General features: G+C 68.4%; 8 protein-coding genes. 2 read left to right on the top strand and 6 right to left on the bottom strand.

Annotated elements, in window-relative coordinates:
• Positions 1-3: 3 nt before the first annotated feature.
• Positions 4-846: an arylamine N-acetyltransferase family protein gene (locus ACYKG1_RS19350; RefSeq protein ID WP_262227870.1), complete on the bottom strand. Its 843-nt coding sequence runs from the start codon at positions 844-846 to the stop codon at positions 4-6.
• Between the two features lie 203 nt (positions 847-1,049).
• On the opposite strand from ACYKG1_RS19350, the gene ACYKG1_RS19345 reads away from it, so the two are divergent.
• Positions 1,050-3,587, top strand: coding sequence for a methyl-accepting chemotaxis protein (locus ACYKG1_RS19345; RefSeq protein WP_478471140.1), 2,538 nt, complete (start codon positions 1,050-1,052; stop codon positions 3,585-3,587).
• Between the two features lie 46 nt (positions 3,588-3,633).
• Here the strand turns inward: ACYKG1_RS19345 and ACYKG1_RS19340 are convergent, their stop codons facing one another.
• From ACYKG1_RS19340 to ACYKG1_RS19320, 5 genes are all read right to left on the bottom strand, one after another.
• On the bottom strand, positions 3,634-6,156 hold the full coding sequence (locus tag ACYKG1_RS19340; RefSeq protein WP_478471139.1) for a PepSY domain-containing protein: 2,523 nt from the start codon (positions 6,154-6,156) through the stop codon (positions 3,634-3,636).
• 746 nt (positions 6,157-6,902) lie between these two features.
• Positions 6,903-7,466 (bottom strand): TlpA family protein disulfide reductase, encoded by a 564-nt coding sequence (locus ACYKG1_RS19335; RefSeq protein ID WP_478471138.1) that lies wholly within the window; start codon positions 7,464-7,466, stop codon positions 6,903-6,905.
• Positions 7,463-9,844 (bottom strand): protein-disulfide reductase DsbD family protein, encoded by a 2,382-nt coding sequence (locus ACYKG1_RS19330; RefSeq protein WP_478471137.1) that lies wholly within the window; start codon positions 9,842-9,844, stop codon positions 7,463-7,465. The genes ACYKG1_RS19335 and ACYKG1_RS19330 overlap by 4 nt, the downstream gene beginning before the upstream one ends.
• Entirely contained in the window at positions 9,841-10,179 is a 339-nt protein-coding gene (gene cutA / locus ACYKG1_RS19325) for a divalent-cation tolerance protein CutA (protein ID WP_010481118.1), read from the bottom strand. Before cutA ends, ACYKG1_RS19330 begins: the two co-directional genes overlap by 4 nt.
• 68 nt (positions 10,180-10,247) lie before the next feature.
• Positions 10,248-12,038 carry an endonuclease gene (locus ACYKG1_RS19320; protein WP_478471136.1) on the bottom strand — a complete coding sequence of 597 codons (1,791 nt, stop codon included), beginning with the start codon at positions 12,036-12,038 and terminating at the stop codon, positions 10,248-10,250.
• 312 nt (positions 12,039-12,350) lie between these two features.
• Here ACYKG1_RS19320 and ACYKG1_RS19315 point away from each other — a divergent pair, with 312 nt between their 5' ends.
• The gene (locus ACYKG1_RS19315) at positions 12,351-12,638 is read left to right on the top strand and encodes a co-chaperone GroES (protein WP_006396661.1); all 288 of its coding nucleotides are present in this window, start codon (positions 12,351-12,353) and stop codon (positions 12,636-12,638) included.
• Positions 12,639-12,662: the final 24 nt, after the last annotated feature.

Here is a 12,662-nt window from a genome sequence, read left to right as displayed (position 1 = left end):
ACCCTACACGTGGGTCGCGGCGCGTGAGCGCTGCAGCCAGTCGTTGATCGCCGGATCCAGCCGCGGGTCGTCTGGAAGCTGGATGCCGAAGCGCTGCTGCAGCACGTCGCGCACGTCGCCGACGTCGTGCAGCGGGCGCTTGTCCGGTGCCTGCCCGGGGCGATACTCGGTGTAGTTGCCGCTGCCGATGGTGCGTCGCCAGTCCGGCCCGGTCAGTGACGCGCGCAGCTGGCCGGGGAAACCGGAATCGGGATGGGTGCACACGTACCAGTTGCCCACCACGTTGTCGATCGGTGCCGGCGCGTGCAGGTCGAAGCGATACATCGCCCGCCAGCCATCGCCGGACTCGGCGGACAGCACGAAATCCCCCTCGCCAGGCAGGCGCTGCAGCAGGAAGCGCTCGTGAGGCGTGGCCTGCGGCTGCGGATCCTGCAGGCGCAGCGGCACGGTCGGGGTCAGGCTGCCGAAACCGGCATCCACCAGCCAGTCGTCGCCGTCCACCTGCACGCGCAGCAGCAGGTGGGTCCGTGCCGTCAGTTCGCCGTCCTGGGCGGCCAGCAGCACGCGCGCGCTCAACGGCTGCGCATCGAAGCCCAGCGCTTGCAGCAGCGCCAGCAGGCCGCCGTTGAGTTCGAAGCAGTAGCCGCCACGGCGGTCGTCGAGCAGCTTGCGCTGGATGCTGTCCAGGTCGATCGGCACTGCATCGCGCAGCAGGCAGCTGAGGGTTTCGAACGGCAGCAATGCGTTGTGGCGCTGCTGCAGCAGGGTCAGGCCCGCCAGCGTCAGCGGTGGCGGTGCATCCAGCTGCAGGCGTTGCAGGTAGCGGGGGACATCGAGCGTCGGCATGGGGGCACCGGGCAGGGGAGGGACGTCCACTGTGCTCCCCCAACCGGGGTTGAGGTCAAGCACTGCGCGGGTGTCATCCCCCCGTCGCCTGTGCCGGGTACAAAGGCCGCGTCCGCCAGCAATCGGTGGGACTGAAGTAAGAACGCCCTAAAGTTGCTCCGTTTCCAGCCGATACAGGTGCGTCCTTCCGCCTGGAGTCTGTCATGTCGGCCGTCGTCCCCCACCTCCGGTCCCTGCGCATGCGGCTTGCCGCGCTGCGCTCGGCGTCCCCTGGCCTGCTGCGCTGGCTGCAGCCACACCGGCTCAGCGTAGCCAACAAGCTCAAGGCGACCCTGTGGGTCTGTGGCCTGGGCCTGGTGGCGATCGCCGCCGTCTACGCCTGGACCGCCCATGCCAGCACGCAGGCGGCGCGCAGCCAGGCCAGCTACCAGCACGGCAGCGACCTGGCCGCGAGCCTGGCCACGCGGGTGGCCGAGGCGCGTCGCCTGCAGACCCAGTATGCACGCAGTTTCGACGATGCCGACCGCGCGCAGCTGCTGGCGACGCAGCAGGCGCTGAAGGCCGATCTTCAGGCGTTGCGCGCGATGCCGATGGATGCCGGCCGGCGCGAGGCACTGCAGGCACTGACCGAAGCCGCCAGCGCGTTCTCGCAGGGCGTGGCCGCCCTGTTCGAACGCGTCGATGAGATGGGGCGTGGTGATGCCGGCCTTGCCGCCCAGCTGCAGCAGGCCGCCGACAGCCTGCAGGCGCAGGTGGATGCGCTGCAGCGGCCTTCGTTGGCGTTGTCCCTGCAGAGGATGCGCCGGCAGGAGGCACTGCTGCTGCTCGATGGCGACTCCACCCATGCCGACCGTGCAAGCGAAGAGAAACTGCCGTTCGATCTGGCGCTGGTGGGCTTGCCGACCGATGCGCAGGACGCCCTTCGCAACGGCATGGAGGCCTATCAGGTCGCGTTGCTGGGCTATACCGCCGCCCGCGTTGGCCTGGATGTGGAGGCGCAATCGCTGTTGGATACCGCCGCTGGCGTGGCGCCGGCGCTGGCCGCCTTCCAGCAGGCCCAGGTGGCGGCGCTGGCCAAGGCACAGGCGCGCCAGCAGGCCGGCGCACGCACCATGAGCGTGCTGTTCGCAGTGACCCTGCTGCTGGTCGCCGGTGTATTGATCACCAGCCTGGTGCTGGTGCTGCGTGCGGTGCGCCAGCCGATCCAGGACACCCTGCGCTTTGCCAGCGATATCGCCGACGACCGCTTGGACACCACCCTGCGCGTCTACAACGCCAATGATGAGATCGGCCAACTGGCACAGCGCCTGGTCGACATGCAGCAGCGCCTGCGTGCGCGCATCGGGACCGAGCGTGCCGTTGCGCGGGGCAATACCCGGGTGCGCCAGGCGCTGGACAGCGCGCAGACCGGTCTGATGGTGATCGATGCCGAGGGCCAGGTGGCATACGTCAATCCGGCACTGCTGCAGCAGCTTGAACGCCATCTCGAAGACCTGGTGGGCAGCGATGCAGTGCGCCTGCATCCGGCGCTGGCCAGCCTGGCCGGCGTGCGTCAGCGCGAGGAGCGCGAGATCGGTCATGCCGGCGTGCGCTACCAGCTGATTGCCAACCCCATCATCGACGAAGGGCAGTTCCTCGGCATAGCGGTGGAATGGCGCAGCCGTGCGTTGGAAACCCTGCTGGAAACCGAAGTGGCTGCGCTGGTCGATGCGGCGGCACACGGTGACCTGCATGGCCGCATCGCGCTGGAGGGCAAGCAGGGCTTCGTGCGCACGTTGTCGACCAGCATCAATCGCCTGCTGGCCACCTTTGAAACCAACCTCGGTGACCTGCAGGCACTGCTGGCTGCGCTGGCCCGCGGCGACCTCAGCGTGCGCATGGAGGGTGACCTGCAGGGTGTGTTCGCGCGCATGCGTGACGATGCCAATGCCACCGTCGCGCAGCTGGGCCACATCGTCAGCCGCATCCAGCAGGCCACGTCCAGCCTGGATACCGGTGTCGGCGAAATCGTCACCGGCCACCACGATCTGTCGCAGCGCACCGAGCAGCAGGCCGCCAACCTGGAAGAGACCGCAGCGTCGATGCAGGAGCTGACCGACACCGTGGGCCGCAACGCCGATGCCGCCGGTCGCGCCGATGCCCTGGTGCAGGGCGCCGCAGCGGTGGCCCAGCGGGGTGGCGAGGCCGTTGGCCAGGTGGTTGCAACCATGCACGGCATCAGCGAAGCGTCACGGCGGATCGGTGACATCACTCAGTTGATCGATAGCATCGCCTTCCAGACCAACATCCTGGCGCTCAACGCGGCGGTGGAAGCGGCGCGCGCCGGCGAGCAGGGCCGCAGCTTCGCCGTGGTGGCTGCGGAAGTACGCCTGCTGGCGCAGCGCAGCGCCGAGGCGGCCAAGCAGATCAAGGGGCTGATCGAGGATTCGGTGGCGCGTGTCGGCCAGGGCAACCAGCAGGCCGCACAGGCCGGCACCACGATGGGCGAGATCGTCGGCAGCGTGCAGCAGCTGGCCGACCTGCTGGCTGGCATCCGTAGTGCGTCGCAGGACCAGCATGCCGGCATCGCACAGGTGAACCAGACCATCGTGCAGATGGAGGCCAGCACCCAGCGCAATGCCAGCCTGGTGGAAGAGGCGGGGGCCTCGACTGCGCAGATGCAGGCGCAGGTGCATGCCCTGGCCGAAGCGGTGGGCGCGTTCCGCCTGCAGTCGATGCCGCAGGCGCGCGCGGCGGCCTGAAGCTGCCCGGGTAGTGCCGGCCGCTGGCCGCCACTACCCGGGTGGCTCAATACACGTCGCGGCGGTAGCGCCCGTTCTCCAACAGCGTTTCCACCGCGTCATCACCCAGCGCGGTACGCAGCACCTGGTCCACGCCCTCGGCCATGCCCTGCAGCGAGCCGCAGACATGGATCACCGCACCGCGTTGCATCCACTCGCGCAGCGCATCGGTGGCCGCCTGCAGGCGATCCTGCACGTACCCCCCCTCGCCATCGCGCGAGAACGCCAGGTCCACCCGCGTGAGATGGCCCTGGGCCTGCCAGGCCTCGATCTCGTCGGCGAACAGGAAGTCGCGCGCACGCTGGCGTTCACCGAACAGCAGCCAGTGCCCGTGCTCACCTGCATGCGCGGCTTCGCGCAACAGGCTGCGCAGCCCGGCGATGCCGGTGCCGTTGCCGATCAGCAGCATCGGCGCAGCGCCGACACGATGGAATCCAGGATTGCGGTGCACACGGGCCACAATGCTGGCACCGATCGGTGCATGCAGCGACAACCAGCCCGAGCCCAGCCCGGCTCGACCGGAGGCGTCATGCACCAGCCTCACCACCAGCTCCACCACACCGTCATCCGTACAGGAGGCGATCGAATACTCGCGGCCAGGCAGCAGCGGCAGCCCGGCCAGCCACAGGCAGGCATCCTGCACCGCCAGCGCGGCCTCGGCCTCCGGCAGCTCGCGTTCGCTGGCCAGCGCCAGCAGCGTGCGCGGATGGCCATCGACCAGCAGTGGCTGCAGCGGGTCCAGCCCATGTGCCTTCAACACGGCACCGGCATGCCGCGCGTTGTGACGGGGTGAGATGTGCAGGATGTCACCCGCCTGCCACTGCACGTCGGCCGGTGCCGCAAGACGGATACGCCAGATGGCCCCGCCGATGCTGCCCGGGTTGAGGCGGTCGCGGCCGAGCAGGCGCCACTCATGCATCTGCGTAGCCGCAGGCAGCACGCTGTCATCGGTGGTGATGCCGGTGAGCGCACCCAGCTGCTGCTGCCACTGGCGCAGCGCCGGCACCGAAGCGGCATCGACATCGATGCGCTCGAACAGGGGACGCGCGCCGTTGGCGACCAGCCAGCCATCGAACTGTCGGCCGAAGCCGCAGTAATACGGGTACTGGCGGTCACCCAGCGCGAGCAGGCCGAACTGCAGGCACGACAGTTGCAGGCGTTGCGCGAGCAGTAGCCGCGCCGCGCGGCGCGCCGCATCCGGCGGCTCGCCGTCGCCGAAAGTGCTCAGCACGAACAGTGCCTTCGATGCACGCAGCAGTTGCGCGGCATCGACGTGCGCCAGCGGCAGTACCTGCACTGCGTGACCGGACGCCTGCAGCTGCGCGGCTGCGCGCCATGCAAGTTGTTCGCCCAACCCGCTCTGGCTGGCGTGCACCACCAGCCACGGTAGGCCAACACCCTCGGCAGCCGTCGCGGGCAGCGACTGGCGCAGCCCGCGCGCGGCACGCTGGCTGCGGCGCCGGTCCAGGTACAGCATCCAGCCCGTGATGAAGAACAGGCTCATGCCCACGCTGCTGAGCATCACCACCACGCGCCCGGGGACGCCGAAGTAGCTTCCCGAGTGCAGCGCGAACACGCTGGTGGCCAGCTGGCCACCCGTGCCCTGGCGTGCATAGGGGCGGGCATCGAGCACCGCACCACTGGCCGGATCGAGCTGCAGCAGGTCATGCGCACGATCGTGGTGGCCGCCGCGCTGCGACGGATCACCGGCCATCACCCGCACGTTCAGTGCCTGCCCCGGCTTCTCCGGCAGGCGCAGGTCGATGAAGCCGGTGCGCACGCCGGGCAGCGCGTACAGCGTGGCCTCGATGCGATTGAGGTTCAGAGCGGCGTCGGTGGCGACCTTGTGCTTGGCGGCCGGTGCGACGCCCAGCAGGGTGTTGGCGGCATTGCGGTACCAGTCGAACGACCACCACAGGCCGGTCAGCGCGCTCATCAAATAGATCAGCAGCACCCAGGTGCCGATCACCGAGTGCAGGCTCCACAGGAAGCCGCGGCCGCTGCGCTTCCACTCCACCGCCAGCCAGCTGCGCCAGTGCCACCAGCGTCGTGGCCAGCGCAGGTAAAGACCGGACAGGGTGAAGAACAGCAGCGCGATGGCACAGCTGCCGGTGATCCACTTGCCGCGTTCGCCAGCGGCGAGGTGGCGATGCAGGTCCTCGACGAAGTCGAAGAACGCCTGCCCGCGCAGGGCGCTGAAACGCTCGCCGCTGTAGGGATCGAAGTACACCCAGTGTTCCTTGCCGCCGGCAAAGCGCGCGACCGACGGCCGCTGTCCGGTGGCATCCACGCGCAGGCGTTGCAGGGGGCGTTCGCTGCCGGCCTGCAGCAGCGGCACCAGTTCACTGAGTGCAAGGGGATGCTGGCCGTCCGCATGGTGCTCGGCGATTTCGGCGAAGCCGGGATTGGCCGCGCGCAGCAGCTCGTCCTCGAAGGACAGCGTGGCGCCGCTGAGGCCCATCACGGCCAGGACGGCACCGGCGGTGATGCCCAGCAGCCAGTGCAGTTGGAACAGGGCGTTCTTGAACATCGAAGGAGGAGGGCCCGGAAGGCTGCCGCCCGCATCCTGCGCAACAGCAAATGAGAATTAGTCGCGGAATTCTCCGTGGCGCCCTGCCTGCGGTCAAGCAGGGGGTATCAGCCGGGCGGCGCCCGGCACCCGCGGTAGTGCCGGCCGCTGGCCGGCAACCTCAGAAGCAACAGCCGAAGCAACAGCGTGAATTCCGTGGATTGGCGGGGTGGGTCCGGTTGAGGGGGACGCTGCAAGTACATCCATGTAAGCTCGGTCGCCGCATCCATGCGGCTCACGCCCCCTCAACCGGACCCACCCCGCCTTCGACAGTTTCTCGGGACCTGCCGTAGATCCATGCCATGCATGGACGCTTTTCGTTCAAACGTCGAAATATTCGATTTCGTTGGAGAGTCATCCACGCATGGCGTGGATCTACCGTGTCGACCAAGGTCGACACCTACCAACAGCTGCGGGAGTCTGTCAGAGGCGGGGCGGCGTGGCTGGGCAGGACCGTTGGCGCCATGGATGGCGCCATCGAGCCCCCATGGGTGAGGGCGCTTTGCTTGCGAAGCACTGCTTCGCAAGCGCCCGAACGCACAGCCGCCAGCGGCTGGGCCGGACCCCGGAGGGGGGGTACGGCGTGTCCTGCCCAGCCGCACCGCCCCGCCAGGCCATCAGCAATCCGGAGCCGCATTGGCTTTGGCTGTCGCTGTTGCTGTTGCTTGAAGGCCTCTGCGGGTGCAGGGCGCAGCCCTGCCGAACCCTCACTTCACCCAGCTGTCGATCTCGCCGTGGGCGAACGGTCCCAGCTTCGCCTTCACCAGCCGCCCCTGTGCATCGAACAGTACGCTGTAAGGCAGCAGGCCCTGCGCATTGCCCAGCTGCACGCTGGCATCGCGTGGCCCGGGTGCCTCGATCACGATCGGGTAGTCTACCGGCACCTGCTGCAGGAAGCGGCGCACATCCTCCGGCGTATCCAGCGCCAGGCCAAGCACCTGCACGCCTTGGTCGTCCTGGGCAGCGGCAAAGCGCGCCAGCTCGGGCATTTCTTCCACGCAGGGCGCACACCAGCTGGCCCAGACGTTGATCAGCAGCGGGCGGCCGACAGCGTGTTGGCGCAGGTCCAGCGGCCGGCCTTCAAGATCGGGCAGCGACAACGCGGGGAGACTATCGCCGACCTGCAGGGCGGGTGCCGCAACCGCGGCAGCAGGCGCCACTGGCATGGGCCCGGGTGCAGCCGGCGCCGGTGCCAATCGATGCCCGGCCCACAGGCCGATGCCGGCGGCCAGCACCGCTGTCCACAGCAGCGCTGGCCGTTGCCACTTCATCGTGCGGTGCGCAGCAGCGCTTCCTCGACCACCGCCTGGGTCAGCAGGGTCGGCAGCACGGTCGGCGGCGCGCCGGGGCCGTACACCACGTACAGCGGCACGCCCACGGCCTTGTGTTCTTCCAGGAACGTGGTGATCTGCGGGTCGACATTGGTGTAGTCACCACGCATGTACACCGCGTTGGTGCGCTTGAGCAGTTCCTTGAAATCCGGCCGCGACAGCACGGCACGTTCATTGGCCTTGCAGCTCACGCACCAGTCGGCGGTCATGTTGACGAACACCACGCGGTTGTCGGCGCGCAGGCGGTCCAGCAACTGCGGCGAATACTCGACCACGTTCTCGCTGGCGGACTGCGCGGCCCGTGCCGGCGGTGCCAGCTGGGTCACGCCCCAGGCAGGAACCAGCGCACCGATTGCCAGCAGCACGCCTAGCAGAGTCACCGCGCGCGAGCCGGTCCAGCGGTTGCGTTCAAACAGCCACAGGCCGAAGGCGAACAGCAGCAGGCCACCCAGCACCAGTGCCATGCCGTCCACGCCGCGCTGCTTGCCCAGCACCCACAGCAGCCACAGCGCGGTGGCATACATCGGGAAGGCCAGCACGTGCTTGAGCGTTTCCATCCACGGGCCGGGCTTGGGCAGGCGGCGTGCCAGTGCCGGCACGAAGCCGATCAGCAGGAACGGCAGCGCCAGGCCCAGGCCGAGGAACAGGAACACCGTCATCGCCTTCAGTGGCGGGGCAATGAAGGCATAGGCAATCGCCCCGCCCATGAACGGGCCGACGCAGGCACTGCCGACCACGCAGGCCAGCGCACCGGTGAAGAAATCTCCGGCCGGACCGCTGCGGCTGGCCAGCGACTGGCCAAGATTGCCGATGCCACCACCGAGGGTGAACACGCCCGACAGGCTCAGGCCCACTGCAAACATGATGTACGCCAGTGCGGCCACCACGCCCGGGTGCTGCAGCTGGAAGCCGATGCCAACCGCGTTGCCGATCGCACGCAGGCCCACCATCAGCGCACCGATCACCGCGAACGCGACCAGCACGCCCAGCGTGTACCAGAGTGCATGGCTGCGAGCACGCTGCGGGCTCTCGCCACTCTGCGCAAGGCTCAGCACCTTCAGCGACAGGATCGGCAGCACGCAGGGCAGCAGGTTAAGCACCAGGCCACCGGCCAGCGCCAGCAGTAGCACCCAGACGAACGAACGGTCCGGGTTCGGCGTGGTCGCCGGTGGACGCGTGCGCAGGGCGTTGCCATCGCGCGCATCGGCGGCGAGCTCATTGCCTGCACCCTCACTGCCGGTGGCGGCGGGAGCGGCGTTGCCATCGTTGGGGACGGTCGGCAGCAGGCGCAGCGGTGCGCCGCTGGCCGATTCACGCGGCGCGCCGGCGGCGCGCAGCGGGTTGATCACCTCGTTGCGCGCTGGTGCCTGGTCAGTGCTGGCGGAGAGCTTGCCAGCCGGAATCGACAGCTTCACCCGGCGGGTCATCGGCGGGTAGCAGATGCCATCGGTCTGGCAGCCCTGGAAGGTCACCACCAGGGTGCTGTCGACTGCATCAGTGACGGTGCGGCGCAGCGGCAGCGGCACTTCCACCTGGTTGAAGTAGACCGAGACATCGCCGAAGTGCTCGTCGCGATGCGATTGCGCGGCCGGCCAGCGCGGCTTGTCGGCCAGCACGCCGGCGCTGCCTTCCAGCTTCAGCGAGGTGCGGTCGCGGTAGAGGTAGTAGCCAGGCGCTGGGCTGAAGCGCAGCAGCACGGTATTGCCGTCACTGGCGATGGCATCGAAGCCGAACGCCTGTTCCGACGGCAGCGGAAGTGCCTGGCCGTTATTGGCTGCCCCCGGCAGGCGCAGGCCGCCCGCGTTGCCGGCGCCGGCCAACGGATTGTTGAATGGGTTCGCTGCACCGGCACGCGCGGCAGGCACCGCGGCTGCCGCACCGGCGCCCGGCAGGGTGACCTGCACCACGCGCTTCTGCGGCGGGTAGCAGACACCGGCGTCGGCACAGCCCTGGTAACGCACTTCCAGGCTGATGGTGCCGGCAGCGTCGGTCGGTGTGCCTGGCAGGGTGGCCTGCAGGCGCTCGCGATAGGTCTCGACCTCGCCGAAGAAATCGTCGTGGTGCTTGTCGCCCTTGGGCATCTGCAGCGCGCCGGCATTGAAGGCCGGGTCGGCCTTGACGCTGGTGCGGTGGCGATACAGGTAATAGCCCGGCGCGATCTTGAACCGCAGTTGTACCTGGCCCCGTTCGGGAGCACTGGCGGTCAGTGCGAACGCCTGGTCCACCGGCAGCAGGTCCTTCTCATCCAGCGCGAAGGCCGGCAGCGAGAGCCACAACAGGGCGCACAAGGCGGCGCCGCGCGCAAACAGAGTCTTCAATCAGTGTCCTCCCGGGTCTGTGCCCGGATCCAGTCCAGATACGCCGGCAGGCCGGCCCGGGTTTCGACCGCGATGCACTCCGGGAGTTCATACGGATGCAGTTCGACGATCCGGGCAATCGCGTCATCGACGCGGCTCGCGGTGGTTTTCACCAGCAGCTGCAGTTCGGCGTCGGTGGTCACCTCGCCCTGCCAGCGGTAGGTCGACTGCGCGCCATCGAGGCGGGTGACGCACGCGGCCAGGCGCTCGCCGACCAGCGCGTGCGCGATGCGCTCGGCACTGGCCCGGTCCGGGCAGGTGGTCAACAGCAGCAGGACAGGATCGACGGTCGACATGACCGTCGAGTATAGGGCCGCCGCCGGGTCAGGGCCCGGCGGCGGCAGTGGACCGCTGCGTTGCGCGGTCAGTTGGCCAGCTGGCAGGTCGCCGGCTTGGCCGAGGTGAACAGGGCCGGGGTCGCCCACTCGGGATGGTCGATGAATGGGTTTCGGTTGCCCTGGAAGCTGTAGATCACGTCGTTGCGGGCGCGTTCTGCAGCACTCGGCGGGTCGGCCAGATGCCAGTCGATCAACGTCGACAGCAGCCCCATGTAGGCCGGCGAGCTGCTGGTCTTGACGATCTTGCTGCGGTCATCGGTCAGCTCCAGGTCCGGCTCGGACTGTCCCGTGGCCGCATCCTTGCCGCCCTCGTAGCGGATCGCCATGTACAGCACCGCACGCGCCATGTCGCCCTTGCGTGCACCCCACACTTCAAAGGTGCCACCGTTGCCGTCCGGGGTGCGAACCCAGTTCGAATTGCCCGGATAGCCGCCGCTGCCGCCACCCTGGCCGTTGTTGGCCTCGGTGGCGCGCTCGCCGCAGTTGGCGTCGCACTTGCCGAACGGCTTGTTGCCACGGTCGGCGTTCCACTGCGCGTCGGTCAGATACAGCATGTGGGTGTCGGTGTAGGGCGCGTACGGCAGGCCCTTGTCACCGGTGGTGGTGGCAAAGCCCAGCGAGTTCGGCCAGGTGTGCTCGCGGTTGTACTTCAGGCCACCGCCGCTGCCGGCGCGATCGGTCACCTTGGCGTAGCTGCGGTTGCGGTAGGCATCCAGGATCCTGCCGGCATTGTTCGGATCCTCGTCGGCGATTTCCAGGATGGTCCAGGTGCTGGTGCCCGAGCCGCTGTACGGGTAGGCGGTGTGGCCCTTGATGGTGGCGTGCAGCGAGCAGCGCAGCTGGCTGGGGCTGCTGGTGTTGACCTTGGAGTAGTAACCGGCCGGCACGCCCGGGTTGCCCGGGTCCGGATTGCCGCCGGTGCTGGCTACGGTGAAGGCGATGCGGCTGTCGGCGGCCGGATGCGCGCCCTGCAGGTCGGTGATGCGCGCGGCACGGATGTCGAAGCGGCAGGCCTCACCCGCCACCAGCGCGGTGTTGGTGGACAGCTTCACGCTGCGGCCGCTGGCCGGGAAGGTCAGCGGCACGCTGCCGGAGGTGCCGCAGCTCAGGGCGAAGGCGCCACTGGCCAGGTTCACCGTCTCGCTGAACACCACTTCCAGGTCGGCGGCGGCCGGGAAGGTGCCGCTGCCCTGCGCCGGGGTGGTGGTGGAGACCGACGGCGGCGTGTTCGGGCCCGGGGTGCCGCCGCCACTGAAGGTCTGGCCGTTGTTGCAGCTGCCGAACGTCTGCGTGGCCGACTCGGCCCAGGTGAAGTGGGCGTACTGGCTGCCGCTGCCGGTCAGCTGCAGCGAGGTGCCCGCCGCGGTGCTGTTGGTTTCGGCCACCGGGATGTTCTGGCTGGTCATGCCGGCGGCAGGGCCAGCGGAGGCGGTGATGGCGCCCTCGTAGCTGAGGAACTGGACCACCTTGCCGCTGGCATCGACCAGGGCAATGCCGTCGTTCGCGCCGTTCTGCAGGCCGTTGGTCGGGTAGTTGACCACGGCGATGGTCGCGCTGCCGCACCCTGCGGCGCTACCGGCAGGCACCGGGTTGTTGGCGTAGACCACGGCCGCCGACGGATTGCTGCCGTTGTAGAGGTACAGGCGGTAGCCGGACAGATCCTCACCTGCGGTGGCCACGACCTCGATCGCTTCGCCGACGTCACCGGCGGCGGTGCTGTCGTCGTAGTGCAGTTCATTGATGAAGACCTCGGCCTGGGCCGGCGCAGCGGCCAGGGCCAGCAGGCAGGCGGCGGCAAGCGGGGACAGCAATCGCATCGACTACTCCTTGTGATTGGGAATGCGCGGCCGAGCCTAAGGCCGATCCAGTGACACTTTGTCGTAAATGAACGTCAGATATCTGACAGTGCGACGCTGGTCACTGAATCTGGCCGGATCCGCTGCGTCGCCGCATGAGCGAGACGGAAAAATTTTTTCGCCTCCCGCCCTTGAAAGGGGATCGGTGGGCTCCATCTCTGCCCTGCTCCCGACGTTGTCGGGTTTCTTCACGTGCGGTTCTGGCACTCGCCATGAGCGAGTGCTAACATCGCCGGACTTTTTCAGACCAATCAATAACTTAAGAGGTCTCTTATGAGCATCAAGCCGCTGCACGACCGCGTTGTGGTCAAGCCGATCGAAGCCGACGAAATCTCCGCCGGTGGCATCGTCATTCCGGATTCGGCCAAGGAAAAGTCCACCAAGGGTGAAGTCGTGGCCGTTGGCCCGGGCAAGCCGCTGGACAACGGCAGCGTGCGCGCTCCGTCGCTGAAGGTCGGCGACAAGGTCATCTACGGCCAGTACGCCGGCAGCTCGTACAAGAGCGAAGGCGTCGAGTACAAGGTCCTGCGCGAAGACGACGTGCTCGCCGTCATCGGCTGAGCCCCGGCGCGACCTGTTTCAACC

The sequence above is a fragment of the Stenotrophomonas sp. 85239_Sma genome, from assembly GCF_056481725.1.
This window is presented reverse-complemented; position numbering and strand designations above follow the sequence as displayed.

What these genes read in the sequence shown, in the direction of transcription:
- ACYKG1_RS19335 (WP_478471138.1), bottom strand. Translation starts at nt 7,466, where the DNA reads ATGAAGTGGCAACGGCCAGCGCTGCTGTGGACAGCGGTGCTGGCCGCC.
- cutA (WP_010481118.1), bottom strand. Translation starts at nt 10,179, where the DNA reads ATGTCGACCGTCGATCCTGTCCTGCTGCTGTTGACCACCTGCCCGGAC.
- ACYKG1_RS19340 (WP_478471139.1), bottom strand. Translation starts at nt 6,156, where the DNA reads ATGTTCAAGAACGCCCTGTTCCAACTGCACTGGCTGCTGGGCATCACC.
- ACYKG1_RS19345 (WP_478471140.1), top strand. Translation starts at nt 1,050, where the DNA reads ATGTCGGCCGTCGTCCCCCACCTCCGGTCCCTGCGCATGCGGCTTGCC.
- ACYKG1_RS19350 (WP_262227870.1), bottom strand. Translation starts at nt 846, where the DNA reads ATGCCGACGCTCGATGTCCCCCGCTACCTGCAACGCCTGCAGCTGGAT.
- ACYKG1_RS19315 (WP_006396661.1), top strand. Translation starts at nt 12,351, where the DNA reads ATGAGCATCAAGCCGCTGCACGACCGCGTTGTGGTCAAGCCGATCGAA.
- ACYKG1_RS19320 (WP_478471136.1), bottom strand. Translation starts at nt 12,038, where the DNA reads ATGCGATTGCTGTCCCCGCTTGCCGCCGCCTGCCTGCTGGCCCTGGCC.